27 protein-coding genes are annotated in these 23855 nt (G+C 60.3%); 16 read left to right on the top strand and 11 right to left on the bottom strand.

The genetic code is table 11. From position 1 onward, the window contains the following. The first annotated feature begins 101 nt into the window (after nucleotides 1–101). The 5 genes from ureA to ureC all read left to right on the top strand — a co-directional run bounded on the left by ureA (nucleotide 102) and on the right by ureC (nucleotide 3693). Nucleotides 102–404 (top strand): urease subunit gamma, encoded by a 303-nt coding sequence (gene ureA, locus AK821_RS05445; protein ID WP_016984788.1) that lies wholly within the window; start codon nucleotides 102–104, stop codon nucleotides 402–404. Nucleotides 405–413: 9 nt separating this feature from the next. Further along, the gene (locus tag AK821_RS05440) at nucleotides 414–947 is read left to right on the top strand and encodes a GNAT family N-acetyltransferase (protein WP_064388706.1); all 534 of its coding nucleotides are present in this window, start codon (nucleotides 414–416) and stop codon (nucleotides 945–947) included. Nucleotides 948–952: 5 nt separating this feature from the next. Continuing rightward, complete coding sequence (locus tag AK821_RS05435) at nucleotides 953–1486, top strand: GNAT family N-acetyltransferase (RefSeq protein WP_064388704.1); 534 nt, start codon at nucleotides 953–955, stop codon at nucleotides 1484–1486. Continuing rightward, entirely contained in the window at nucleotides 1486–1791 is a 306-nt protein-coding gene (locus AK821_RS05430; protein ID WP_064388703.1) for an urease subunit beta, read from the top strand. The genes AK821_RS05435 and AK821_RS05430 overlap by 1 nt, the downstream gene beginning before the upstream one ends. Before the next feature lie 201 nt (nucleotides 1792–1992). After that, complete coding sequence (ureC, locus tag AK821_RS05425) at nucleotides 1993–3693, top strand: urease subunit alpha (protein WP_064388701.1); 1701 nt, start codon at nucleotides 1993–1995, stop codon at nucleotides 3691–3693. Nucleotides 3694–3836: 143 nt separating this feature from the next. On the opposite strand, the gene AK821_RS05420 is transcribed toward ureC, so the two are convergent. Both AK821_RS05420 and AK821_RS05415 read right to left on the bottom strand, forming a co-directional pair. Further along, nucleotides 3837–4142, bottom strand: a complete 306-nt coding sequence (locus AK821_RS05420) for a chaperone modulator CbpM (protein WP_053116834.1) — start codon at nucleotides 4140–4142, stop codon at nucleotides 3837–3839. A 23-nt stretch (nucleotides 4143–4165) separates the two neighbouring features. Next, nucleotides 4166–5116, bottom strand: a complete 951-nt coding sequence (locus AK821_RS05415; RefSeq protein WP_064388699.1) for a DnaJ C-terminal domain-containing protein — start codon at nucleotides 5114–5116, stop codon at nucleotides 4166–4168. Nucleotides 5117–5407: 291 nt separating this feature from the next. Between AK821_RS05415 and AK821_RS05410 the strand changes: the two genes are divergently transcribed. Continuing rightward, complete coding sequence (locus AK821_RS05410; RefSeq protein WP_064388696.1) at nucleotides 5408–6682, top strand: Hsp70 family protein; 1275 nt, start codon at nucleotides 5408–5410, stop codon at nucleotides 6680–6682. A gap of 135 nt (nucleotides 6683–6817) precedes the next feature. Here AK821_RS05410 and AK821_RS05405 read toward each other — a convergent pair whose 3' ends face one another. The 3 genes from AK821_RS05405 to AK821_RS05395 form a co-directional block, all read right to left on the bottom strand. Next, the gene (locus AK821_RS05405) at nucleotides 6818–7831 is read right to left on the bottom strand and encodes an AI-2E family transporter (RefSeq protein ID WP_064388695.1); all 1014 of its coding nucleotides are present in this window, start codon (nucleotides 7829–7831) and stop codon (nucleotides 6818–6820) included. Nucleotides 7832–8137: 306 nt separating this feature from the next. Next, complete coding sequence (locus tag AK821_RS05400; RefSeq protein WP_064388692.1) at nucleotides 8138–8443, bottom strand: PsiF family protein; 306 nt, start codon at nucleotides 8441–8443, stop codon at nucleotides 8138–8140. Nucleotides 8444–8506: 63 nt separating this feature from the next. After that, nucleotides 8507–9301 (bottom strand): AraC family transcriptional regulator, encoded by a 795-nt coding sequence (locus tag AK821_RS05395; protein ID WP_064388690.1) that lies wholly within the window; start codon nucleotides 9299–9301, stop codon nucleotides 8507–8509. A 96-nt stretch (nucleotides 9302–9397) separates the two neighbouring features. Between AK821_RS05395 and AK821_RS05390 the strand changes: the two genes are divergently transcribed. Beyond that, a complete protein-coding gene (locus tag AK821_RS05390; RefSeq protein WP_064388688.1) occupies nucleotides 9398–10285 on the top strand; it encodes a DMT family transporter in 888 nt (295 codons plus the stop codon). Between the two features lie 109 nt (nucleotides 10286–10394). Here AK821_RS05390 and AK821_RS05385 read toward each other — a convergent pair whose 3' ends face one another. From AK821_RS05385 to AK821_RS05375, 3 genes are all read right to left on the bottom strand, one after another. After that, on the bottom strand, nucleotides 10395–11273 hold the full coding sequence (locus tag AK821_RS05385; protein WP_064388687.1) for an esterase/lipase family protein: 879 nt from the start codon (nucleotides 11271–11273) through the stop codon (nucleotides 10395–10397). A 91-nt stretch (nucleotides 11274–11364) separates the two neighbouring features. Beyond that, a complete protein-coding gene (locus tag AK821_RS05380; protein WP_064388685.1) occupies nucleotides 11365–11670 on the bottom strand; it encodes a DMT family transporter in 306 nt (101 codons plus the stop codon). Beyond that, nucleotides 11671–12309, bottom strand: coding sequence for an FMN-dependent NADH-azoreductase (locus tag AK821_RS05375; protein WP_064388683.1), 639 nt, complete (start codon nucleotides 12307–12309; stop codon nucleotides 11671–11673). It lies immediately after the preceding gene. A 108-nt stretch (nucleotides 12310–12417) separates the two neighbouring features. Here AK821_RS05375 and AK821_RS05370 point away from each other — a divergent pair, with 108 nt between their 5' ends. Beyond that, a complete protein-coding gene (locus AK821_RS05370) occupies nucleotides 12418–13365 on the top strand; it encodes a LysR substrate-binding domain-containing protein (RefSeq protein WP_161806644.1) in 948 nt (315 codons plus the stop codon). Nucleotides 13366–13463: 98 nt separating this feature from the next. After that, nucleotides 13464–13997, top strand: coding sequence for a ferritin-like domain-containing protein (locus tag AK821_RS05365; protein ID WP_034151608.1), 534 nt, complete (start codon nucleotides 13464–13466; stop codon nucleotides 13995–13997). Between the two features lie 93 nt (nucleotides 13998–14090). Here AK821_RS05365 and AK821_RS05360 read toward each other — a convergent pair whose 3' ends face one another. Then, a complete protein-coding gene (locus tag AK821_RS05360; RefSeq protein ID WP_064388679.1) occupies nucleotides 14091–16166 on the bottom strand; it encodes an AsmA family protein in 2076 nt (691 codons plus the stop codon). A gap of 385 nt (nucleotides 16167–16551) precedes the next feature. Here AK821_RS05360 and AK821_RS05355 point away from each other — a divergent pair, with 385 nt between their 5' ends. The 7 genes from AK821_RS05355 to AK821_RS05325 all read left to right on the top strand — a co-directional run bounded on the left by AK821_RS05355 (nucleotide 16552) and on the right by AK821_RS05325 (nucleotide 21875). Further along, nucleotides 16552–17058 (top strand): hypothetical protein, encoded by a 507-nt coding sequence (locus tag AK821_RS05355; RefSeq protein ID WP_064388677.1) that lies wholly within the window; start codon nucleotides 16552–16554, stop codon nucleotides 17056–17058. A 154-nt stretch (nucleotides 17059–17212) separates the two neighbouring features. Beyond that, nucleotides 17213–17845 carry a TetR family transcriptional regulator gene (locus AK821_RS05350; RefSeq protein WP_064117221.1) on the top strand — a complete coding sequence of 211 codons (633 nt, stop codon included), beginning with the start codon at nucleotides 17213–17215 and terminating at the stop codon, nucleotides 17843–17845. Between the two features lie 299 nt (nucleotides 17846–18144). Beyond that, nucleotides 18145–18645 carry an urease accessory protein UreE gene (gene ureE / locus AK821_RS05345; RefSeq protein ID WP_064388675.1) on the top strand — a complete coding sequence of 167 codons (501 nt, stop codon included), beginning with the start codon at nucleotides 18145–18147 and terminating at the stop codon, nucleotides 18643–18645. Next, entirely contained in the window at nucleotides 18642–19316 is a 675-nt protein-coding gene (locus AK821_RS05340; protein WP_064388673.1) for an urease accessory protein UreF, read from the top strand. The genes ureE and AK821_RS05340 overlap by 4 nt, the downstream gene beginning before the upstream one ends. An 11-nt stretch (nucleotides 19317–19327) precedes the next feature. Next, nucleotides 19328–19942: an urease accessory protein UreG gene (gene ureG / locus AK821_RS05335; RefSeq protein WP_007915910.1), complete on the top strand. Its 615-nt coding sequence runs from the start codon at nucleotides 19328–19330 to the stop codon at nucleotides 19940–19942. A 27-nt stretch (nucleotides 19943–19969) separates the two neighbouring features. Further along, nucleotides 19970–20542, top strand: coding sequence for a HupE/UreJ family protein (locus tag AK821_RS05330; RefSeq protein WP_064388670.1), 573 nt, complete (start codon nucleotides 19970–19972; stop codon nucleotides 20540–20542). 199 nt (nucleotides 20543–20741) lie between these two features. Beyond that, a complete protein-coding gene (locus AK821_RS05325; RefSeq protein ID WP_064388668.1) occupies nucleotides 20742–21875 on the top strand; it encodes an AGE family epimerase/isomerase in 1134 nt (377 codons plus the stop codon). Nucleotides 21876–21984: 109 nt separating this feature from the next. Here the strand turns inward: AK821_RS05325 and AK821_RS05320 are convergent, their stop codons facing one another. Together AK821_RS05320 and AK821_RS05315 are read right to left on the bottom strand one after the other, a co-directional pair. Next, nucleotides 21985–22890: a cation diffusion facilitator family transporter gene (locus tag AK821_RS05320; protein ID WP_064388666.1), complete on the bottom strand. Its 906-nt coding sequence runs from the start codon at nucleotides 22888–22890 to the stop codon at nucleotides 21985–21987. Between the two features lie 199 nt (nucleotides 22891–23089). Continuing rightward, nucleotides 23090–23854, bottom strand: a complete 765-nt coding sequence (locus AK821_RS05315) for an SDR family oxidoreductase (protein ID WP_007915905.1) — start codon at nucleotides 23852–23854, stop codon at nucleotides 23090–23092. Between the last annotated feature and the right edge of the window lies 1 nt (nucleotide 23855).

The raw sequence follows: 23855 nt of genomic DNA, 5'->3' as shown, positions 1-23855 counted from the left end.
TTTGATTTTGTTTTTAAAGATCAAGATCAAAAGATCGCAGCCTTCGGCAGCTCCTACAGGTGTACGACATCATTTTTAACTGCCGATATTGGATTCCCACAATGGACCTGACCCCACGCGAAAAAGACAAGCTGCTGATCTTCACCGCCGGCCTCGTCGCCGAGCGGCGGTTGGCACGCGGCGTGAAACTCAATTACCCGGAAGCCATGGCCTACATCTCCGCAGCCCTGCTCGAAGGCGCCCGTGACGGCCAGACGGTGGCCGAGCTGATGCACTTCGGCACCACCCTGCTCAGCCGCGAACAAGTGATGGAAGGCATCGCGGAAATGATCCCGGAAATCCAGGTCGAAGCGACGTTCCCCGACGGCACCAAACTGGTCACCGTCCACCAACCGATCGTTTGAGGCCGCGCCATGACCTACTCCATTCGCGATGCCCTGCATGCCGATCTGCCGGCGATCCGCGATATCTACAACGATGCCGTGCTCAACACCACGGCGATCTGGAATGAACAAGCCGTCGACCTCGGCAACCGTCAGGCGTGGTTCAGCGCGCGTCAGGCCCAGGCCTATCCGATTCTGGTGATCGTTGACGGCGACAACACTGTGCTCGGCTACGCTTCGTTTGGTGACTGGCGGCCGTTCGATGGCTTTCGCCACACCGTCGAGCACTCGGTGTATGTGCGCAGCGACCAACGCGGCAACGGCCTCGGCCCGAAACTGATGGCTGCGCTGATCGAACGGGCAAGGACCTGCGACAAGCACGTGATGGTCGCCGCCATCGAAAGCGGCAACGCTGCTTCGATTCGTCTGCACGAACGCGCCGGTTTCATCACCACCGGGCAAATGCCGCAAGTCGGCACCAAGTTCGGCCGCTGGCTGGACCTGACCTTCATGCAACTGACCCTCAACCCTGGCGCGGAGCCGCCTGAAGCCATCAAGGAGTGACACCGATGAACGCCGCCCAACTGCGCCGCGTCAATGCTGAAAGTTTTGCCCACTACCGTCAGGGCCTGATCGATTTGCTGCTCGATGCCGTGGGTTACGGCGCCAGTGTCGGCTTCATGGCCGATCTCGATGCGGCGCAGGCTCATGCCTATTTCGATGACGTCCAGGACAATGTGAACAAGGGCAGCGTGCTGCTCTGGGTGGTGGTCAAGGACGAGCAGGTATTGGCCAGTGTGCAATTGGGGTTGTGCCAGAAAGCCAACGGCCTGAATCGTGCCGAAGTACAAAAACTGCTGGTGCGCGAACACGCCCGTCGCCGTGGCCTCGGTCAGCAATTGATGAGCGCGCTGGAGCTGGAGGCCCGCCATCACAAGCGCGGCATGCTTTACCTCGACACCGAAGCGGGTTCGCCGGCTGAAGATTTCTATAAAGCGTTGGGTTACAGCCGTGCCGGCGAAATTCCTGATTACGCCTGCGACCCGAACGGCACGTATCGCCCGACCGCCCTCTATTACAAGATTCTGCAAGGAGCCCAGTGATGATTCCTGGCGAGTACCAGATCCAGCCCGGCGACATCGAACTCAACGTCGGCCGCCGCACCATCAGCCTGAAAGTCGCCAACAGCGGCGACCGGCCGATTCAGGTCGGTTCGCACTATCACTTTTTTGAAACCAACGACGCGCTGACCTTCGATCGCGCAGCGAGCCGTGGCATGCGCCTGAATATTCCGGCGGGCACGGCGGTGCGTTTTGAGCCGGGGCAGAGCCGTGAGGTTGAGCTGGTCGATTACGCCGGGCATCGGCGGGTGTTCGGCTTTGCCGGACGGGGCATGGGTGACCTCTGACATCTGCGTGCACCGCTGCCCCTCACCCCAGCCCTCTCCCGAGGGAGAGGGAGCCGAATGGGGGCTTTTCCGATCCTGAGTTCGACTCGATATTTCAGGTCGATGTCTGTCGAAAGAAACCCGCGATCAGTCCCCTCTCCCTCTGGGAGAGGGCTAGGGTGAGGGTCGATGGCTCACCACTATTCTCCTGAAGGACGCTGCATGAAAATCTCCAGACAAGCCTACGCCGACATGTTCGGCCCCACCGTCGGCGACAAGGTGCGCCTGGCCGACACCGAGCTGTGGATCGAGGTCGAAAAAGACTTCACCACCTACGGCGAAGAAGTCAAATTCGGCGGCGGCAAAGTCATCCGCGACGGCCAGGGCCAAAGCCAACTATTGGCCGCCGAAGTGGTCGACACGCTGATCACCAACGCGCTGATCATCGACCACTGGGGCATCGTCAAAGCCGACGTCGGCCTCAAGGACGGCCGCATCGCCGCCATCGGCAAGGCCGGCAACCCGGACGTGCAGCCCAACGTGACCATCGCCATCGGCGCCGGCACCGAAGTGATTGCCGGCGAGGGCATGATCCTCACCGCCGGCGGCATCGACACGCACATTCACTTCATCTGCCCACAGCAGATCGAAGAAGCGCTGATGAGCGGCGTCACCACCATGATCGGCGGTGGCACGGGACCTGCCACCGGCACCAACGCCACCACTTGCACCTCCGGGCCGTGGCACCTGGCGCGCATGCTCCAGGCGGCCGATGCGTTCCCGATGAACATCGGCCTCACCGGCAAAGGCAACGCCAGCCTGCCGGAGCCATTGATCGAACAGGTCAAGGCTGGCGCCATCGGCCTCAAGTTGCACGAAGACTGGGGCACCACGCCGGCGAGCATCGACAATTGCCTGAGCGTCGCTGATCAGTTCGACGTGCAGGTGGCGATCCATACCGACACCCTCAACGAGTCCGGTTTCGTCGAAACCACCCTCGGCGCGTTCAAGGGCCGCACCATTCACACCTATCACACCGAAGGTGCCGGCGGCGGTCACGCGCCAGACATCATCAAGGCCTGCGGTTTCCCCAACGTGCTGCCAAGTTCGACCAACCCGACCCGGCCGTTCACGCGCAACACCATCGACGAACACCTCGACATGCTGATGGTCTGCCACCACCTCGACCCGAGCATTGCCGAAGACGTAGCCTTCGCCGAAAGTCGCATCCGCCGCGAAACGATTGCCGCCGAAGACATCCTCCACGACCTCGGCGCGTTCTCGATGATCAGCTCCGACAGCCAGGCCATGGGTCGTGTCGGCGAAGTCATCACACGCACCTGGCAGACCGCCGACAAGATGAAAAAACAGCGCGGCCCGCTACCTCAGGATGGCGAAGGCAACGACAATTTCCGCGCCAAGCGCTACATCGCCAAGTACACCATCAACCCGGCGATCACCCACGGCATCAGCCATGAAGTCGGTTCGATCGAAGTCGGCAAGTGGGCGGATCTGGTGCTCTGGCGTCCGGCGTTTTTCGGCGTGAAACCGACACTGATCCTCAAGGGTGGCGCGATTGCCGCGAGTCTGATGGGCGACGCCAACGCGTCGATCCCGACCCCGCAACCGGTGCACTACCGCCCGATGTTCGCCAGCTACGGCGGCTCGTTGCACGCTACCAGCCTGACCTTCATCAGCCAGGCGGCGCAGGAGGCCGGGTTGCCGGAAGCGTTGGGGTTGAAGAAGAAAATCGGCGTGGTGAAGGGATGCCGGGATGTGCAGAAAACCGATCTGATTCACAACGACTATCTGCCGAACATCGATGTTGATCCGCAGACGTATCAGGTCAAGGCTGATGGTGTGCTGCTGTGGTGTGAGCCGGCGGAAACATTGCCGATGGCACAGCGGTACTTCCTGTTCTAACCAAAAAAGGCCCTTCGAGACCCGCGAGTACAAGGGCCTGCGTATACCGATCCCTGTAGGAGCTGCCGAAGGCTGCGATCTTTTAATCTTGTTTTTTAAGATCAAGATCAAAAGATCGCAGCCTTCGGCAGCTCCTACATGGGTTATTCGATTACCAAGCGTGCCAGGCGTTGTTTGAGCATACGGTTCTCGGCGCGCAATTCGCGCACCTCTTCCAGCAGATCCAGCGCCAGCGCAACCCCTTCCCACTCCAGCTCCAGATCACGGCGCAACTTCGCCGCACGCTTGGCCAGGGCCAATTCGTAATCGGTGAAGCGCCATTCCCGGGGCTGTGCGCCCTGAGGTTCGAGGATGCCGTGTTCGACGATTTCGATCACGTAGACGTCCGACAAATCGGCCGCCTCACAGAATTCTGCCAGGTCCAGTTGAACGATCAGGGGGCTGCTCATGATGGGCTACTCCGTCGTCGGTTTCAGAAGTTCTCTCGCGGATTGAAAGCGGCTTTCTTCGCCAGTTCCTGCCACAGCGCCTTTACCTCGTCGTCGGCCGCTTTCGGCATCACCGCTTTGAGCTGCACAAACAAGTAACCGCGCTCACCAGCCTTGTTTTTCAAGCCATGCCCCTTGGCGCGCATGCGCTGGCCATTCTGGCTACCGGCCGGCACCTTGAGGTTGATCTTGCCGGTCAGGGTCGGCACGGCTACTTCCGTGCCCAATGCCAATTCCCAAGGCGCCAGCGGCAAGGTGATGATGAGGTTTTCACCTTCGACATCGAATTTCGGGTGCGGCGCAAAACGAATGGTCAGGTACAGGTCACCATTGGCCCCGCCACCGATACCCGGCGCGCCCTGACCCTTGAGGCGAATGCGCTCGCCGTCGGTCACGCCCGCCGGGATCTTCACGTTCAGGCTCTTGCTGGTGTTGCTGACGTGCTGGCCGTTGGCGTTGTATTGCGGCACCTGGAAGGTGACTTTCTTCGATTCGTTAGCGAGCGTCTCCTCGAGGAAGATCGGCAGTTCCATTTCCACGTCTTGCCCTCGGCGCCCTGCACTGCGTTGTTGCCGACCTTCGCCGCCACCGAAACCGGGGCCGCGATTGCCGAAGATCGAACTGAAGAAGTCCGAGAAGTCGCCGGTGTCGCCACCGCCACCGCCAAAGCCGCCTCGGCTCTGCCAGCCCGGTGGCCCCTGGAACGGCTGACCGTGCTGGCCATAGCGGCGCAGCTCGTCGTACTCGGCGCGTTTGTCGGCGCTTTTCAGCGCTTCATAGGCTTCCGAGGCGTCTTTGAATTTGGCCTCGGCGTCCTTTTCCTTGCTGACATCGGGGTGGTATTTGCGCGCCAGCTTGCGATAGGCAGCCTTGATTGCCTTGTCGTCTGCTGTCGGCTCCACGCCGAGTATCTTGTAATAGTCTTTGAAGTCCATTGAAGGAATCACCATCCGTTATCGATTTCGCGCCGATGCCAGCATGCGCCGATTCGCGCGTGCCAGGTTGACCGATCTCAAGGTTGTGACCGGGTGGCGCAACAGAAGTTTATCGGCAGTGGACGGCGGTTCTTGCGACCGCCGGTGGTTCTGCCGGCCCATGCCAGCAAGTTTGGGGCAAAGCTGCGAGTTTCAAGCAGTTTAGTCGTGAAATAGCAGATGACCGGCCTTCGAATCTGGCGCGCACTGACATACACTGCGCGGCCGTTTTTTTGACCGGAACCGAAAGACATGAAAGACGCCTCTCCAGCCCGTGCCTGCGGTATCGACTTCGGCACGTCCAACTCCACCGTCGGCTGGCTGCGCCCCGGCATGGAAACGATGATCGCGCTGGAAGACGACAAGATCACCCTGCCGTCGGTGGTCTTCTTCAACATCGAGGAACGCCGCCCGGTTTACGGTCGTCTGGCGCTGCACGAGTACCTGGAAGGTTATGAAGGCCGGCTGATGCGCTCGTTGAAGAGCCTGCTCGGTTCCAAGCTGATCAAGCACGACACCAGCGTGCTCGGCACGGCGATGCCGTTCAAGGACTTGCTCGGCCTGTTCATCGGCCAGTTGAAGAGCCGTGCGGAAACCGCCGCCGGTCGGGAATTCGAACAAGTGGTGCTCGGCCGTCCGGTGTTCTTCGTCGATGACGATCCGCTGGCCGACCAGGAAGCCGAAGACACCCTGGTCGACGTGGCCAGGAAGATCGGTTTCAAGGAAGTCTCCTTCCAGTACGAGCCGATTGCAGCGGCCTTCGACTACGAGTCGACCATCGAGAAAGAAGAGCTGGTGCTGATCGTCGACATCGGCGGTGGTACCTCCGACTTCTCGCTGGTGCGCCTGTCGCCGGAGCGTCGCGGTTTCGATAACCGTCACGATGACATTCTCGCCACCGGCGGTGTGCACATCGGCGGTACCGACTTCGACAAACAGTTGAGCCTGCAAGGCCTGATGCCGCTGTTCGGCTACGGCAGCCGCATGAAGAGCGGCGCCTATATGCCGACCAGCCACCACATGAACCTGGCCACCTGGCACACCATCAACTCGGTGTACTCGCAGAAATCCAGCCTGGCGCTGGGCAGCATGCGCTACGACATCGAAGACACCGGCGGCATCGATCGCTTGTTCAAGTTGATCGAACAGCGCGCCGGGCACTGGTTGGCGATGGAAGTGGAAGAAACCAAGATCCAGTTGACCCACACCGACAGCCGCCATGTGCCGCTGGATCGCATTGAACCCGGGCTGAGTGTTGAACTGACCCGCGCGCTGTTTGAATCGGCGATCGATGCGTTGCTGGAGCGAGTGCGTGGCAGTGTTACGCAGCTGTTGAACGATGCCGGTGTGGCGGTGGATCAGGTCGACACGGTGTTCTTCACGGGTGGTTCGAGCGGTATTCCGGCGCTGCGCAACAGCGTCTCGGCGATGCTGCCGAAGGCGCGGCATGTTGAAGGGAATATCTTTGGCAGCATTGGTAGCGGACTGGCGATTGAAGCCATGAAACGCTATGGCGCCATGGCCTGACCTGAAATCGGCGTCGCGCCATTCGCGAGCAGGCTCGCTCCCACACTGGATTGCATTTCAACTGAAGGAATGCGCTCAAAATGTGGGAGCGAGCCTGCTCGCGAAGAGGCCCATTCAAGCGCTACAAGGCTTGGATCAAACCATCCCGCCCAGCTTCAACTCACTCTTCAGATACGCGTAATAAATCGGCCCCGCCACCACCCCCGGCAAGCCGAATGCGGCCTCGAACACCAGCATCGCCAGCAGCAACTCCCACGACTTGGCACTGATCTGCCCGCCGACAATCCGCGCGTTGAGGAAGTACTCGAGCTTGTGGATAAAGATCAGATAACCCAGCGCGGCAATCGCCACCCAGATCGACAGTGACAGGCCGACGATGGTGATCAGCGTGTTCGACATCAGGTTGCCGATTACTGGCAGCAGGCCGAGCAGGAAGGTCAGCACAATCAGGGTTTTGGTCAGCGGCAGCTTGATGCCGAACATCGGCAGGATCACCGCGAGGAAGATCCCGGTGAAGAAGGTGTTGAGCAGGGAAATCTTGATCTGCGCGAAAACGATGTTGCGAAACGCCTGCACCAGCAGGTGCAAACGGTCGAACAGCGCGGCGGCCAGCGGTTTGCGTTTGGTCACGTCGGGGATGCGCTGCAAGGCGATAATTGCACCGAGGACCATGCCGATCAGCAGCGTCACGAACATGTGCGCCGCGTCCTTGCCGACCAGTTGCAGGTCGGACAGATGTTTGCTCATCCACTCGCCGATCGCCACGCGAAATTCCGCAGCACTGGCCGGCAGATAAGCATCGATGAACGGCGGCAATTGCCCGCGCGCGCGGTCGACCACACCCATGAATTTATCGAGGGAAGCACCGGGGTTTTCTGCTTCGTGCAGGAGAAAACTGATCGCGCCGGCGAAGATCAGCGCCAGCACACTCACCACCAGCGTGCCGAGCAAGGCCACCGCCAGCCAACGCGCGCGGCGGCCTTCGATCAGCCGTTGCAACTGCGGGGTGAGCATATTGACCAGCTCATAGACCAACAGACCGGCCAACAGACTGGGCAACAAGCGCAGCGGCAGCACCAGCAGCAAACCGCCGAAAATGATGATGCAACTGACCCAGAACACTACATGACGCTCAGAAAACGTTGGCATACAGCCTCAAAACGAACGGCGTAAAAGGATTGGCAGTCTGCCAGCGTTCTGGGGGGAGCACTAGAAATATGCGGTGCTTCAGCCCCCCTCACCCTAGCCCTCTCCCAAAGGGAGAGGGAACCGATTGGGGGATGCTCTGGATATCCAGTGAACTGAACCGGCGACATGGAATCCATAATCGCCCGGTTTTTTCAGGTCGACGAATGTCTTGAAACACCGCGGTCAGTTCCCTCTCCCTCTGGGAGAGGGTTAGGGTGAGGGCAAATCTCAAGCGGACGCGTCGACCAGTTACCCCACCGAATCAAGTTATTTTTTCTTCAGGCAATCACTCATGAACGCCTTGCGCGCATCGCCGGTCAGCGCCTTGGTTTTCGCATCGGCGTTGCAGGTAGTCATTTTCTGCTGCTGCGGGGTCAGGGCCTTGGCATCGTTGGCCGCTGGCGCTGCCTTGAGGCAGGTGCTCATGAAGGTTTTGCGCTCATCGCCTTTCAGACTCTTGGCGGTCGCATCGGCATTGCAAGTGGTCATTTTGTTCTGTTGCGCCGTGGCGGCGAAACCCTGGGAACACAGGAGCAAACCAATCATCAACAACGGCACACGCAACATCTTCATGGAGTTTTCTCCTTGTCGCCGCACCGATGGGGGCGGCCTCTGCTGGAGTGTAGCCAAATCTTGTTACACCTTCCTGCCTTCGAGATGGCTACGGCGATACTGCTCCGGCGTACACCCCGCCTGCCGGGCGAGCATGGCGATAAATGCCGAACCGCTGCTGTAACCGAGATCGAAGGCAATTTCCTGCACGCTGCGGGTAGTTTCCAGCGCCTCGATCGCGGCGAGATAGCGAAGACGCTGACGCCACTCGCCGAAACTCATTCCCAGTTCCCGAACGAATTGCCGGGCCAGCGTGCGTTCGCTGACGTGCACTTGCAGCGCCCAATGCGCCAGCGGCTGATTGTTGCCCGGTTCGGCCTGCAAGGTTTCGAGGATTGCCAGCAATCCGGAGCTGCTCGCGTACGGCAGATAACACTCATGCACCGGTGCCTGCTGCAATTGATCGACCAGAACCTGCGCCAGCCGTTGATCGGCATCAAGTTCGGGAATCTTCACGTCGCGGGCGGCGAAATCTTTGAGAATCGCCTTGAGAATGTCGCTGATGGCCAAGGTGCACGCGCGCCGGGGCAAATCGGCGCAGACCTTGGGATCAAGACACACCGCGCGATAGTTGACCGGTTGATGGCTGTAGAAACTGTGCTCGACCTGCGGCGGCACCCACACCGCGTACTGAGGCGGTGACATAAAGCGGCTGCCGTCGACGTCCATGTGCAGCACGCCGTGCGCCGCGTATTCCAGCGTGCCCCACGGATGACGGTGCGGTGCGGCGAATTCATGGGCGTTGAAATCGGCGTAGCGGAAGTACACCGCCGATGGCAGTTCGCTGAAATCCAGCAGATCGATGTGTTTACTGTTCATGCTGTCCGGTTTCAGAGGCAGGTTGTCCGGTTCGAAGTATAGGCTTGCATCCAGACAACGGATAATTGCCTTTCATTAACGTACTGGTTTCAACTCATGCAATACGCGTTCCCGCTGCGGGCGTTTTTTATCTGGGCCGGCAATACCGTGATCAACAAACGGGCGGCGGGGGCGATTTTCCCCGCCGAGATCGGTTTCTACCGCTGGCTGCTGGCCGGCTTGTTGTTCACGCCTTTCATGCTCAAAGCGGTGATCGCGCACTGGCCGCAGATCCGTCCGAACCTGGGCAAAATCTTCGTACTGGGCGTGTTGGGCATGGCGGTGTATCAGAGCCTCGCCTACTTCGCCGCAACCCTGACCACCGCGACCAACATGGGCATCATTCTGTCGCTGATGCCGTTGATGTCGCTGGCCATGGCGATCATCAGCCTTGGGCAGCGCCTGACTGCCGGCGCATTGGTGGGCGCGGTGCTGTCGTTTGCCGGCGTACTGGTGGTGGTGTCGTCCGGCAGCCTCGGCGCGTTGCTGCAGCACGGCGTGAACATGGGTGATGCGATGATGCTGATCGCCACGCTCGCTTATGCGATCTACAGCACCCTGCTGAAAAAATGGCAACTGCGCCTGCCGCCGCTGGTGTTGCTGTATTTGCAGGTGCTGGTGGCGATTGTCGTGCTGTTTCCGCTGTATGCCGCTTCGCCGAAGACCGGGCTGACCCTGCAGAACATTCCGCTGGTGTTGTATGCGTGTCTGTTGGCGTCGATGGTTGCGCCGCTGGCGTGGATGCAGGCTGTGCAGCGTCTGGGGCCGAGCCGCACGACGTTGTTTTTCAATCTGCTGCCGTTGATTACTGCGCTGATTGCGGCGGTGGTGTTGAAAGAGCAGTTGGCGATGTATCACCTGGTGGGCGGGTTGTTGACGTTGGGTGGGGTGATTCTTTCCGAGCGCTGGACCACCGTGTTGGGTCGCCGGATCAGCGTTGCCTGATGGAAAAGATCGTAGCCTGCGGCAGCTCCTACATGAGTTCGGGGCGTTCACAAAATTTGTGTTCGACACCGAACCTGTAGGAGCTGCCGAAGGCTGCGATCTTTTGATCCTAAAGGCCTGCAGCCTCAAGCCGCGCCGCATGCTCGACAAACAGCCGCACCGGATCCGCACCCTTGCCAACCAGCCCCAGCGACTGGTTGACGATGTCGAAGTGATCCAGCGGATAGTCATCGCCAATCACCGTACCAAGATGCGAGCTATATCGCCCGACCATCCCATCGCACTGCCCCGGCTCACGCACAAAGGTTTTCGCAAACAAGCGACAACTGCGATTGGTCCCATCAAACAAATTCCCGCCGCGATCAGTCTTGCCCGGCTGCAACGTCCCCGACCACGAGTAATAACGCACGCCGTTAACCTCTTCCGGCCCGTGCCCGCCCCACGTTTCCGGCAAGCCCTGTGAACAACGCTGATTGAACAGCGCCACGCCCTCAGTGGTCAGCGATTGGTGCGAGGCGTGAATATCCACCGGCAATTTCGGCCCGCGATAACCGGTCTCCAAAACAGCCATCAACCACCCGACCAACCTTAGCAACACCTCAAGCAGCCGCCCCTTGGCGCTGTTGGCCGGATAATTTTTTTCCAGATAATCGGCCAGCTCGGAGCCATGATTGGGCCCGGCCACCGACGTGACGGACGCCACCAGATCCGGCCGTTTCGCCGCCGCATAGCGCGCCGTCAGCGAGCCTTGGCTGTGGCCAAACAGGTTGACCTTGGCGGCACCGGTCTCACGCAGAATCTCATCAATGCGCGCCAGCAGCTGCTCGCCGCGCACCTCTGTGGAATTGAGCGGCGATACCTGCACCGCAATCACCGTTGCACCACCACGGCGCAACGCGCCGATGATGCCGTACCAGTACGGATAAAGAACCAGCCGGATAAACCCGAGCATGCCGGGCACCAGCACCAATGGATAACGCGTCGACATGGGCAAACATCCTTGTGTTCGGTGAGTGGATGCAAGGCGTGCAAAACGCCCGCCAAGCCTCCTCCATGATCATGACAACTCGACCATCAGCCTACTTCAGGCCCACCACCCCCGCCACAATCAGCCCGACCGAAACCAGTTTGACCAGGGTCAGGCTCTCGCCGAGCAGGGCAAAACCGAGAAACACCGTGCCCAGGGAGCCAATCGCCGTCCAGATCGGGTAGGCAATGCTCACCGGCAATTCACGCATCGCCAGGGTCAGAAAATAAATCCCGCCGACCGCCGCAACCACGGTGATCAACGACGGCCACAGTCGGGTGAAACCTTCGGCGTACTTCATGCCCATGGCGAAGGTCACTTCAAAACCGGCGGCGATCAGCAGGAACATCCAGGCCATTTAGAACACCCGGGCGAGATCGAGCAAACGCTGCTCGGCCTCGGCCACCGACACCGCGAAGGTGCGTTCGGCGGACTCTTCGCCTTCGGCCGCGACCACGCTGACGTCGTTGATGCCGATGAAACCCAGCGCCGTGCGCAGCCATGGATCGGCATGATTCAAAGCCTCCAGCTCGCCGCCCGGACCAAAACCGAAGCCGCCGCGACTGGTCACGATCAAGGCTTTCTTGCCCTGCAGCAAAGGCGTGTATTGAGCAACGCCATTGTCCAGCGTGTGATCGAAGGTCAGGCCCAGGCGTACGATCTGATCGACCCAGGCCTTAAGACCGCTGGGCACGCTGAAGTTGTACATCGGCGTGGAAATCAGCAGCAGGTCGTGATCGAACAACTCGCCGACCAGTTGATCGCTCAGGGCCAGATCGGCCTGCATCGACAGTGGTCGGGCCTCAGGCTGTGGATGAAACGCGGCAGCGACAAAGGCTTCGTTGACCGCCGGAATCAGCGCCCGCCCGACCTCGCGGCGAGTCACTTGCGCCTGCGGATGACGCACCTGCCAGGCACTGAGAAAATGTTCCGCCAAGCGCCGCGAGTGCGAACGGTCGCCACGGGGACTGGCGTGGATCGCAAGAATTTTGCTCATCTGAAACTCCTTGAGGCTAGACTTTGATTGCTGTGTCGCTGCAGATTGCAGGCAGCACACCATTGCCTCAAATGAGCAAAAATCAGTCGGGATGAATTCATTTCATCCATGGAGTTTTTAATGTTTGCCTCGCTGCCACTCACCGCCCTGCGCGCCTTTGAATCGGCATCACGACTGCTCAGTTTCAAGGCTGCCGCCGAAGAGCTGTCAGTCACGCCCACGGCGATTTCGCATCAAATTCGCTCGCTGGAAGACTGGCTCGGCGTCGCGCTGTTCGAGCGCCTGCCGCGCCAGGTGCGCCTGACCGAGGGCGGCGAGCGCCTGTTCCGCAGTCTGCACGGTGCCTTGCTGGAGGTGGCGCAAAGCGTCGACACCCTGCGCCCGCAGCGCAACGCCAGTACGCTGACGCTATCGACCACCGCCGCCTTCGCCGCGCTGTGGCTGGTGCCGCGCCTCGGGCGCTTTTATGCCCGGCACCCGAACATCAACGTACGCCTCGATACTCACTGTGAAATCATCGATCTGCATCAGGACGCCAGCGTCGATCTGGTGTTGCGCTACAGCCTCGACGACTACCCGAACCTTTATGGCCTGTGCCTGTTCGATGAGTCGTTCGGGGTTTACGGCTCACCCGAGCAAGTGGCGCTGGCCGCGAGACGCACACCGACGTTGATCAGCGTGCGTTGGCACAACTCGAAGCTCTACGCGCATGGCTGGGAAGCGTGGTGCGCGAAGGCCAGCGCAAACTGGCTGAACCAGCAACCGGCCATCCGCGAATACGATGAAGAGCATTACGCCCTGCAAGCGGCGATTGCCGGACAAGGGCTGGTACTGGCGAGCAATATCCTGGTGTCGCAGAGCGTTGCCAGTGGCTTGCTGGTGCCGTTCATGGGTCAGGTTCAAGTCGATGGCGCCGGGTACAGCGCGTTGTGTGTGCCGGGGCGCGAACGGCATCCGCCGGTGCGGGCGTTTTTTGCCTGGTTGCGCGAGGAAGCAGTTTTGTCCGGGCTGGCGCCAAGATCGCAGCCTTCGGCAGCCCCTACAGGGGTTGCGTAAACCGATAAAACTTTTTGCAACGCTCATGACTCACAGCTTAGGTACCGACCGCGTCCGCAGAACGTGGCGACAATCGGATTAGCCTCCAGGAGATCGAAATGAGCGACGACCTGCATCTGTCAGATGTTCAAACCCTGCGCGACCGTGCGCGCCAACACGTCGAGAACGGCGCCGTCACCGAGGGCTACAGCGCCGACCGTGAAGAGGTGCTGCGCTTGCTCAATGAATCGCTGGCCACTGAACTGGTCTGCGTGCTGCGCTACAAACGCCACTACTTCATGGCCAATGGCGTGAAAGCCCATGTGGCCGCCGAAGAGTTTCTCGAGCATGCTACCCAGGAAGCCCAGCACGCCGACCGCCTGGCCGAGCGCATTGTGCAATTGGGCGGCGAGCCTGAGTTCAACCCCGACCTGCTGTCGAAGATGTCCCACGCGCAATACGTGGCCGGCAATACCCTGAAAGAGATGGTCTACGAGGACTTGGTGGCCGAGCGCATCGCCATCGACAGCTATCGCGAGATCATTCAGTACATCGGCGAGAAAGACCCGACTACGCGGCGTATCTTTGAAGATATCCTCGCGCAGGAAGAAGAGCATGCCGATGACATGGCTGACATCCTGAACGACCTGTAACCCCTATCGCGAGCAGGCTCACTCCTACATTTGGAATGCGTTCCCATGTAGGAGTGAGCCTGCTCGCGATGACGTCTTTATAAGCGCTGAAGATTACTTGGTAGGTTTAACGGTAACCGGCGCCTTGCCCGCCTTCATCTGCTCCAGCAACGGCGCACACTGATTCGGCTCACCGCCACTCGGTGCCACCAGCGCCAACAACCCCGCCGCCGGCGCTGCAATCACGCCCAACGCCACCATCCCCGCCCCGCGCAACATCAGCGGCACAGCCTTCACACCCGCGTCCGGCTTGATGAACTTGCCGCGCACGTACAGCGGCGAGCGCAGGGAAATCAAACGCCAGCCCTTGGATTCCGGCGTCACGGTCAGATCCAGCTGCTCAGTGGCCATGTTCGCCGTGCCGTCGATATAGATGATCGCGTTCTCGGTATCGAAGACAAACAGCTGCGTGGTCGCCAGACCGGTTTTGATGTCGAAGTCCGCCGCCGCGCAGTTGATCTTCACTTCCTTGTCGCCAAAGATCTTGCCGACCACGTAATTGCCGACGTTGAGCCCGGCCAGTTCCATCAGCTCACGGCTGATCGCGCCGTCGTTGATCAACATCTTCAATTTGCCATTGGCGCCGCCCAGCAGCTTGGCGACCGAGTTGCCACGCCCAGTGATATCGGCGTCGCCATTAAGCTCGCCGAAACTGGTTTTCATCGGTTCGAAGGTCGGGAACAGCTCCTTGAGTTTGAAGCGGCGCGCCGTCAATTTGGCCCGGCCTTCCAGCGGTTCGGTGCGGCCGTTGAGGCGGATCAGCGCATCGAGATTGCCGCCCGCCACGCCGAAACGCAGTGGCTCCAGGCTAAGTTCGCCGTCGTTGAGTTTCAGATGGGTATAGAGGTCGTTGAACGGCAGCTTCTCGCTGTGGACGATGCGCTTGCCGGTGAACTCGACATCAGCGTCCATTGCGCGCCAGCGATCAGTCTTGAACTCTTCCACCGGCAGCACTTTATCGGCCGGCTGTTTGCTCTCGCCGCCGCGGGCCTTTTGCTTGTCATTGGAGTCGGCGCCGATCAGTGGCGCGAGGTCGGCGAACAGCAGTTGATTGGAGAGCAGCGCGCCGCTGAGCTTTGGCCGTGGCTGACTGGCGACGTAAGTCAGGTCGCCATGAATGTCACTGCTGCCGATTTTGCCGTTGAACTGCTCATAGGTGAATTTCGCGCCGGCCGCGTCATGCAGCTTGGCGATCAAATGGCCGTCGGTGGAGTACGGCGGTGTATCCGGCAGGGTCACACCGGTTAGCGGATAGAGATTGCCGAGGCTGGCGCCGGCCAGTTTCAGGCGCAGATCGAGGGCGCCGAGGTTAAGCGGGTCGGTCAGCGTGCCGGCCAGTTCGATGCTGGTGTCGCCGATCTTCGCCTGGGCCTGCAACGGGAACGGCTTGCTCGCGTCCTGCAATGCCAGCAGCCCGCCGATCTTGCCTTGGCCGGTGAGGTTCTGAGCGTGGTATTGGCCTTTGACCTTCAGCGCAAACGCATAATCCTGCGGTGCACCGCCCTTGTCCTGCGCGGTTTTCGCCGCTTTGGCACCGACGATGTCGCTGTACGGAATCGGCTTGCCCAGTGGATCGATCAAGACATCAAGGTTGGTCTTGAGCGTCTGATCGTCAAGGGTAACGTGGCCCTTATCGAACCCGATGGCGCCGATGTCGACCACCCAGTTCGACGGCTCGGCGTTCGGATCCTTCGGATCGAACTTGAACGTCCAGTTGGCGCGGCCATCGGCCAGGCGTTGCAGCTCGGCGTTGGGTTCGGTCAGGTCAATACGCGGGATCACCACGCGTTGCGCCAGCAGCGCCAGAGGCGAGATGCGCAGTTCAACGCGTTTGAGCGTGACCATCTGCGGTTGCTTCGACCAGTCCGGGTTGCCCAGGCTCAAATCCTCAGCGACCACGTGCGGCCACGGCACCCACGCGCGCCAGCCGCCCTCGTCCGGCTCGCGCTGCCAGATCACCGCGAGGTTGCCGTTGATGGCAAACGGTCGGTGCAGTTCTTCCGAGACTTTGGCGTTGAGCGGTGGTTTGATCCGGTTCCAGTCGAAGAACACGATGATCAATACCACCATGGCCAGTAGCAGCACGAGGATGGCGAAGGTCCAGCTGAAGATTTTTCCAGTGCGCGTCATGCACAAAGCTCCTGATCACGACCGCACGCAAAGACTGCGGCGCACGGCTGAAACGGCGGGCCAAAGCGGCCCTCATGAAATCTACGACTGGCAAACCAGCCGCAGGTTTAATCGAAAGGTCGATTAAGGCGCAAAAAGTCGCGCGAATTCTGACCGATCAGTCGAACAGTGTTACCGCGACCCGCACTTTTGCGAGGCGCGAGTGAGTCGGAAATACCCACCCCGGTGCAAAACCGTCGCCCGCAAAGGCCCGATCTAGAGCCTCTCGGCAGAACAATCAATTCTGTTGATTATTACCATTGCGTTTATGAACTTTTATATCGACTTATCGAGAGTAGCATTGCCCTCGTACCCACTTTATCGCCCTCCCAAGGAGCAACCCATCATGAACCGCCAATTACTGCTCAGCCTTCCCCTGTCGATGCTAGCCAGCACTGCTTTCGCCCTGCCCGCTGCCGCCCAAGCCACTCCGCAAGTGAAATCCAGCCACTCGGTATTCAGCCAACCCGTAGCTGCTGACGGCGGCGACCGCACCCCACAGGGCCAGACCCTGGCTGAAATCGGCCGCAACCGCCTGGAAGAAAAAGGCCTGGTGCAAGATGGCTATGACAAGACTCCACAAGGTCAGACCGTAGCCGAAGGTGGCCGTGATCGCCTCGAAGAGAAAGGTCTGGTGCAAGACGGTTCCGATCGCACTCCACAGGGTCAAACCCTGGCGTCTGATGGCAGCGACCGTACCCCACAAGGTCAAACCCTGGCTTCCGATGGCAGCGACCGTACACCACAAGGTCAAACCCTGGCTTCCGATGGTAGCGACCGCACTCCCCAAGGCCAGACCCTCGCTGAAGGCGGCGGTGATCGTGTGATCGAACGCAACAGCGCTTTGAGCTAAGCCCATGGCGGCCTCGAAAAAAAGCCCAATCACCCGATTGGGCTTTTGACTTTTCAACCCCGCTGAATCCTCCCCCGTATCTCCTCCCGTTCGACGCCGACAAAGCCGATTTGCTAGAGTGCCGCGCTTGTCCTGCCGAAAGACACACCCTGCGATGCTGCCCCGCGCCGAACAGAAACAACAGACCCGCAACGCCCTCATGGACGCTGCCCGCCACTTGATGGAAAGCGGCCGAGGATTCGGCAGCCTGAGCCTGCGTGAAGTGACGAAAACCGCCGGCATCGTGCCGACCGGTTTCTACCGGCACTTTGCCGATATGGACGAACTGGGCCTGGTGCTGGTCAGTGAAGTAGGCCAGACCTTCCGCGAAACCATCCGTCTGGTGCGGCACAACGAATTCGTCATGGGCGGCATCATCGATGCGTCCGTGCGGATCTTCCTCGACGTGGTCAGCGCCAACCGTTCGCAATTCCTGTTTCTCGCTCGCGAGCAATACGGCGGTTCGCTGCCGGTGCGTCAGGCCATTGGTCGCCTGCGCGAGAACATCAGCTCCGACCTGGCTTCTGACCTGACGATGATGCCCAAGCTGCAGCATCTGGATGCCGCAGGCCTGAGCGTAATGGCTGACCTGATCGTCAAATCGGTATTCGCCACCCTCCCCGACATCATCGATCCGCCCGCCGAAGCCCTGCCGGAGCATCTGACGCCACAGGCGAAGATCACCCAGCAGTTGCGCTTCATCTTTATCGGGCTCAAGCATTGGCAAGGCTTGGGCAGTACCGAGTAATTCCCCTCTTCCCGCCACACCACAAATCCCCTGTAGGAGTGAGCCTGCTCGCGATAGCGGTCTATCAGACAAATATTTGCTGACTGACACACTGCTATCGCGAGCAGGCTCACTCCTACAAAGGTGCGGCGTCACGGCCTCCATTTGGTGCATAAAAAAATCTTCACGCACCAAAACCTTCCATATTCCCGCAACATCTTGAAACATCCACTACGCTCCGACAGGGATTTCCTACATCTCGTCCGATTGGCAAGGCCCTTGCTCTAGCCAGAGTATTGTCCATAGCTGGAAGCTTTCCGATGCTGGTGATTCACCGCAGAACCGACCCTCAACCCGTCTGGGCCGCCGAGTTGCACCTGACCTTCGAAGCGCGGAGCAAAAGCCGTCTGCGCTGTTTCAGTGCCGAAGGCGAAGACGTCGGGTTGTTTTTGGAGCGCGGTCAGCCGCCGCTGTATGACGGCGAATGCCTACAGGCTGAAGACGGCCGAATTGTCCGCGTCTGCGCCCGCCCTGAGCAATTGCTGCACGTCACCTGCGCCAATGCTTTCGAGCTGACTCGTGCGGCTTATCACTTGGGTAATCGCCACGTCGCCCTGCAAGTCGGCGATGGCTGGCTGCGTCTGCTCGACGATTACGTGCTCAAAGCCATGCTCGAACAGCTCGGCGCACAGGTCGTAGCCATCGAGGCACCGTTCCAGCCGGAACACGGCGCCTATGGCGGCGGCCATCACCACTCACGCCACGGCGACGAAGACTTCAACTACGCGCCGAAACTCCATCAGTTCGGCGTACGCCTGTGAATCCGGCCTGGGCGCTACTGCGCCTGGCCAGTCCGCAATTGCCGATTGGCGGCTACAGCTATTCGCAAGGCCTGGAAATGGCTGTGGATAATGGCCGCGTCGATAACCCGCAAAGCGCCCGGCGCTGGATCAGCGATCAATTGCTGCTCAACCTCGCCCGCTTCGAGGCGCCGCTGCTGCTCGCGCATTGCCAAGCGGCGGCGGATGAACAATGGGCGGAGTTGCTGAGCCTCTGCGAAAGCCATCGCGCCAGTCGCGAGACCCGCGAGTTGCATCTGGAGAGCCGGCAGATGGGCTATTCGTTGCAGCAACTGCTCAACGGCCTACCGGAACTCGACGCGCCCGCCCGCGATTTTCTCGATCAATGCCCCGAACCGCATTTGGCCTTGTGCTGGGCGCTGGCCGCGCGCGCCTGGGGCATCAGCCCGCAGGACGCCCTCGCCGCGTGGCTGTGGAGCTGGCTGGAAAACCAGCTCGCCGTCCTGATGAAAACCCTGCCGCTCGGCCAGCAAGCCGCCCAGCGCCTGACCAGCGAACTGCTGCCGCTGCTGCAACAAGCACAGCAGGACGCCAGCCGAATCAATCCCGACCACATGGGCAGCGCCGCGTTCGGCCTGTCCCTGGCGTGCATGGCCCACGAGCGCCAGTACAGCCGCCTCTTTCGCTCCTAGGAGAAACATTAATGAACACACAACCTCTGCGCGTCGGCATCGGCGGCCCGGTCGGTTCCGGCAAAACCGCTTTGACCCTGGCCCTGTGCCTGGCCCTGCGCGAGCGCTACAACCTCGCCGTGGTGACCAACGATATCTATACCCGCGAAGACGCCGATTTCCTCGTGCGCAACGAAGCCCTCGCGCCGGAGCGGATCATCGGCGTGGAAACCGGCGGCTGCCCGCACACGGCGATCCGCGAAGACGCCTCGATCAACCTTGAAGCGGTCGATCAACTGAACCGGCGCTTTCCGGGGCTCGATCTGATTCTGGTGGAGTCCGGTGGCGACAACCTCTCAGCGACCTTCAGCCCCGAACTGTCCGACCTGACCATCTACGTGATTGACGTTTCGGCCGGCGACAAGCTGCCACGCAAGGGCGGGCCGGGGATCTGCAAGTCCGACCTGCTGGTGATCAACAAGATCGACCTCGCGCCGCTGGTTGGCGCTTCGCTGGAAATGATGGACAGCGATACAAAGCGCATGCGCAACGGCAAGCCGTTCGTCTTCAGCAACCAGAAAACCGGTCAGGGCCTTGAGCAAATCATCGCCTTCATCGAACGCCAGGGCCTGCTGACTGCAGCCTGATTCACTTTTCAACAAGGAAGCTTATCCATGACACTCAAACGTATTCTTGGCGCCGTGGCGCTGCTGCTGACGCCAGCGCTGGCATTCGCTCACCCGGGGCATGGCGACAGTGGTTTGATCGCAGGCATCAGCCACCCGATCGGCGGCCTCGACCATTTGCTGGCGATGGTGGCTGTTGGCTTGTGGGCCGCGCAGCAGCAAGGTGCGGCGCGCTGGGCGCTGCCGTGCACGTTTGTCGGCACCATGCTGATGGGCGGCCTGCTCGGGTTTGAAGGGCTGCAATTGCCGGCGCTGGAAAGCGGGATTGCTGCGTCGGTGCTGGCGTTGGGTCTGGCGGTAGCGCTGGCGGTGCGTCCGCCGTTGGTCATGGCGGTGGTGGCGACGGCGGTGTTTGCGTTGTTCCATGGTGTGGCGCATGGCTTGGAACTGCCGGACATGAGCAGTCCTTGGGCGTATGCGGCGGGTTTTGTGGCTGCGACAGCTGCGCTGCATGCGGCGGGTTATGCCGTGGTGCGTTTCCTGCCTCAGGCGGCTGCGCCGTTGGTGCGCCTTGCCGGTGCTGCCTCAGCAATAACGGGCGCCTGGCTGCTGGCAGGCTAATCTCCATCGCCTGTACCGGCCTCATCGCTGGCAAGCCAGCTCCCACAAGGATATTTGGTGTTCACACAATTGTGGACTTACCCAATCACCTGTGGGAGCTGGCTTGCCAGCGATGACGGCCGATCAGACACCAAGACTCTAACGGCCGCCGCTCTGCTACCATGTCGCGCAATCGCCCCAGCCGTGACGACGTCCGCCCATGCCCCACGCTTCCCGCTCCACCTCCCTGCCCGAATTGACCGCCACGTTCGGCGCGGTGCAACAGCACTTCTTCAACGTCATAGTGCCGCTCTGGCAAGGCCCGGGCTGGAACGCTGACATGGCGCTGCCCTACGAGGCGCTGGACGCCGCGCATCAGCCCCTGCCCCCGCAACGCTATCGGGCGATGGCCTGCGCACGCCAGCTGTATCTGTTTTCCAGCCTGATCGGGGTTGTGGATAACGCTGAAGTGCGTGCGGCGGTGCTGTTCCGCTCCTTGCAACGGCACTTTCATGACGCCGAGCACGGCGGCTGGTTCTACAGCATCGATGCCCAAGGCAAGCCGCTGGATCAGCGCAAGGATCTCTACACCCACGCCTTTATCCTGTTCGCTTGCGCGCATTACTGGGCGAAGTCCGGCGATCCACTGGTCGAGTCGACTTTGAATGCGGCGCTGGAAATCATCGGCCGACGCTTTGCGACCGGCGATGGCTTGTACGAAGCCTGCCTGGAGCGCGACTGGATCACCCTGCAAACCGGTCCGCTGCAAAACCCGTTGATGCACTTGGCCGAAGCGTTTCTCGCCACCCTGGCGGTTCGCGAAGATGCCCACACGCAGAAGGCGTTGCTGGAGTTATGCACAGCCATGCACAAGCAGTTCGTCGACCCGCAATATGGCGTGTTGATGGAAAAGCCGCTCGGCGCTGTGGATAACTGGTATGAGCCGGGGCATCAGTTCGAATGGTATTTCCTGCTCGAATCGTCGCCGTTGCTGCGTGGTTCGAAACTGCACGCGGCGCTCGACCGCGCGTTTGCCTTCACCGAGCAATACGGTGTGGTGCAGCCATCCGGCGCGGTGCGCGCGATGCTCGATCTGGAAACGAACGGACGCCCGCGAGATTCGACTCAGCGGATCTGGGCGCAGGCGGAATACCTGCGGGCGCTGACGTTGCGTCAGGGCAGTGAAGCCGTGGTGCTGCACCAGTTGCAGGCGTTGCAGCAGCGGTTTCTGCATGCCGGTGGCTGGCATGAGTGCCGGGATGAATTGGGCGAGGTGAGTCGCAAGGACATGCCTTCTACCACGCCGTATCACTTGGCGACTTGTTACCACGGTCTGGCTGAATACCTGCGCTGACGGATAAATAGCTATCGCGAGCAGGCTCACTCCTACAGGGGAACGCATTCCAAATGTAGGAGTGAGCCTGCTCCGGGCGGCGATCCGACGAATGGCCGTTACACGGTCTCTAGGCAATCCACTTCTTGTCCCCGGTAAAGCTGATGGTCAACCAGCGCGCCGCATCCGGCTTGCCCAGCTTCGCCGAAATCTCCTCACGTAACGCATCCAGCTGTCCGACATTGCTCAGCACATAATCCGCCGGCAACACCACATGAATCTCGATAAACCGTGCCCGTCCGTGCTTCTGCACGTACGACACATAGTCGTCAAAACCATGCTCGGTTTTCGCCGCGTCCATCACTTGGCGCACCTGATCATCCAGCGTGTCCGGCGCGATCCCCAGCACATCGCGTAAGGCCGGGCCAAGGATCTTGAACGCCGGTGGCAGCATGGTCAGCGCCAGTACAATCAGGATCAGCGGGTCGACATACACTGCCCACTGGCCATAACCCTGCGATTTCAACAGCAGCGCCGCGAGGAAGCTTATCAACAGGCCCACGGATAGCATCGCGTCCACCAGCCAGCTGATGTTGTCGAACTGGATCAGGCTGGATTTGAGCGTGCGGTTACGGTGCCGTACGTAGAAGAAGTAGGCGAATTCGACCACGGTAAACACCGCTGCATAAATGATCACCAGTCCTAGCTCGATGTCGCGGCCACCGTTGATGATGCCGAACACTCCGTTGAGAAACGCGTAGATCGCGATCAACATCAGGAAGCTGCCTTCGATCAGCAGCACCATCGGCTCCAGGTGCCAGAAACCGAACTGGAAACGGTGGTTGCTTTGCTTGGCGATCAGCTTGGCAGTGATCAGCATCAGGACTTTGATGAACGTTGCGATCAGCGAGAAAAAACCATCGAAAAGGATGGATTGGGAACCTGAAACAAAACCGGTGACAATCCCGGCAATCGCCACAGCCAACATCAGAATGGTCGATTGTTTGAGCAGTGCCTGCTCACCTCGGTTACTCACTTTGACTCCTCGAAAACCCGGAAAACCGCGGGGTGCGGTTGGGTTGTTGCGAAGGGAGTTTACCTTATCGCCATTTTTTGCCTGTTCTGGCCTCATCGCTGGCAAGCCAGCTCCCACAAGTATCGAGCCGTTCACAAGATTTGTGTACGCCAATAAACCTGTGGGAGCTGGCTTGCCAGCGATTGGCCGTAACGCGGTGTCAGGCCTTATTGCGCTCAATGGCAAACCCGGCCCAGGTCTGGCTCACCGGCATCAACTCCAGGCTGTTGATGTTGATGTGCGCCGGCGCATTCATCACCCAGAAAATCGTCTCGGCGATGTCCTGCGGCTGGATCGGCTCGGCACCGGCGTAAGTCGCGTTGTAGCGCTCCTGATCGCCAGCGAAACGCACCAGCGAGAATTCGCTTTCGCACAGGCCCGGCTCGATGTTGCTGACGCGCACGCCGGTGCCCTGCAAGTCGCAACGCAGGTTCAGCGAGAACTGTTTAACGAACGCTTTGGTCGCGCCATACACATGGCTGCCTGGATACGGATAGTTACCGGCGATGGAGCCGAGGTTGACGATGCCTGCGCCACGACCATGGGCGATCAGGCGCGGCAACAGCAAGCGCGTGGCGTACATCAGGCCTTTGACGTTGGTGTCGACCATGGTGTCCCAATCGTCCAGATCGCACTTCGGCGCAGGATCAACGCCCAGTGCTAAACCTGCGTTGTTGATCAGGCCACGCAGCTTGGCGAACGACGGCGGCAGGTTGGCAATCGCCTCTTCCATCGCCTTGCGATCACGCACGTCGAGCACCAGGCCGTGCACTTCGGTCTGCTTCGACAACTCGGCGCACAACGCATTGAGGCGTTCTTCACGACGGCCGGTCAGCACCAGTTTCCAGCCAGCCTCGGCAAAACGGCGGGCGCAGGCTTCACCAAATCCGGACGTCGCGCCGGTGATAAACAGGGTGTTGGACATC

Origin of the sequence: Pseudomonas sp. RIT-PI-r (assembly GCF_001297015.1) — a bacterium.
Classification (GTDB): domain Bacteria; phylum Pseudomonadota; class Gammaproteobacteria; order Pseudomonadales; family Pseudomonadaceae; genus Aquipseudomonas.
This window is presented reverse-complemented; position numbering and strand designations above follow the sequence as displayed.

Excerpts from the sequence above, each read along its gene's own strand:
- ureA (WP_016984788.1), top strand. The coding sequence starts at position 102 with ATGGACCTGACCCCACGCGAAAAAGACAAGCTGCTGATCTTCACCGCC.
- AK821_RS05440 (WP_064388706.1), top strand. The coding sequence starts at position 414 with ATGACCTACTCCATTCGCGATGCCCTGCATGCCGATCTGCCGGCGATC.
- AK821_RS05435 (WP_064388704.1), top strand. The coding sequence starts at position 953 with ATGAACGCCGCCCAACTGCGCCGCGTCAATGCTGAAAGTTTTGCCCAC.
- AK821_RS05430 (WP_064388703.1), top strand. The coding sequence starts at position 1,486 with ATGATTCCTGGCGAGTACCAGATCCAGCCCGGCGACATCGAACTCAAC.
- ureC (WP_064388701.1), top strand. The coding sequence starts at position 1,993 with ATGAAAATCTCCAGACAAGCCTACGCCGACATGTTCGGCCCCACCGTC.
- AK821_RS05420 (WP_053116834.1), bottom strand. The coding sequence starts at position 4,142 with ATGAGCAGCCCCCTGATCGTTCAACTGGACCTGGCAGAATTCTGTGAG.
- AK821_RS05415 (WP_064388699.1), bottom strand. The coding sequence starts at position 5,116 with ATGGACTTCAAAGACTATTACAAGATACTCGGCGTGGAGCCGACAGCA.
- AK821_RS05410 (WP_064388696.1), top strand. The coding sequence starts at position 5,408 with ATGAAAGACGCCTCTCCAGCCCGTGCCTGCGGTATCGACTTCGGCACG.
- AK821_RS05405 (WP_064388695.1), bottom strand. The coding sequence starts at position 7,831 with ATGCCAACGTTTTCTGAGCGTCATGTAGTGTTCTGGGTCAGTTGCATC.
- AK821_RS05400 (WP_064388692.1), bottom strand. The coding sequence starts at position 8,443 with ATGAAGATGTTGCGTGTGCCGTTGTTGATGATTGGTTTGCTCCTGTGT.
- AK821_RS05395 (WP_064388690.1), bottom strand. The coding sequence starts at position 9,301 with ATGAACAGTAAACACATCGATCTGCTGGATTTCAGCGAACTGCCATCG.
- AK821_RS05390 (WP_064388688.1), top strand. The coding sequence starts at position 9,398 with ATGCAATACGCGTTCCCGCTGCGGGCGTTTTTTATCTGGGCCGGCAAT.
- AK821_RS05385 (WP_064388687.1), bottom strand. The coding sequence starts at position 11,273 with ATGTCGACGCGTTATCCATTGGTGCTGGTGCCCGGCATGCTCGGGTTT.
- AK821_RS05380 (WP_064388685.1), bottom strand. The coding sequence starts at position 11,670 with ATGGCCTGGATGTTCCTGCTGATCGCCGCCGGTTTTGAAGTGACCTTC.
- AK821_RS05375 (WP_064388683.1), bottom strand. The coding sequence starts at position 12,309 with ATGAGCAAAATTCTTGCGATCCACGCCAGTCCCCGTGGCGACCGTTCG.
- AK821_RS05370 (WP_161806644.1), top strand. The coding sequence starts at position 12,418 with ATGGAGTTTTTAATGTTTGCCTCGCTGCCACTCACCGCCCTGCGCGCC.
- AK821_RS05365 (WP_034151608.1), top strand. The coding sequence starts at position 13,464 with ATGAGCGACGACCTGCATCTGTCAGATGTTCAAACCCTGCGCGACCGT.
- AK821_RS05360 (WP_064388679.1), bottom strand. The coding sequence starts at position 16,166 with ATGACGCGCACTGGAAAAATCTTCAGCTGGACCTTCGCCATCCTCGTG.
- AK821_RS05355 (WP_064388677.1), top strand. The coding sequence starts at position 16,552 with ATGAACCGCCAATTACTGCTCAGCCTTCCCCTGTCGATGCTAGCCAGC.
- AK821_RS05350 (WP_064117221.1), top strand. The coding sequence starts at position 17,213 with ATGCTGCCCCGCGCCGAACAGAAACAACAGACCCGCAACGCCCTCATG.
- ureE (WP_064388675.1), top strand. The coding sequence starts at position 18,145 with ATGCTGGTGATTCACCGCAGAACCGACCCTCAACCCGTCTGGGCCGCC.
- ureG (WP_007915910.1), top strand. The coding sequence starts at position 19,328 with ATGAACACACAACCTCTGCGCGTCGGCATCGGCGGCCCGGTCGGTTCC.
- AK821_RS05330 (WP_064388670.1), top strand. The coding sequence starts at position 19,970 with ATGACACTCAAACGTATTCTTGGCGCCGTGGCGCTGCTGCTGACGCCA.
- AK821_RS05325 (WP_064388668.1), top strand. The coding sequence starts at position 20,742 with ATGCCCCACGCTTCCCGCTCCACCTCCCTGCCCGAATTGACCGCCACG.
- AK821_RS05315 (WP_007915905.1), bottom strand. The coding sequence starts at position 23,854 with ATGTCCAACACCCTGTTTATCACCGGCGCGACGTCCGGATTTGGTGAA.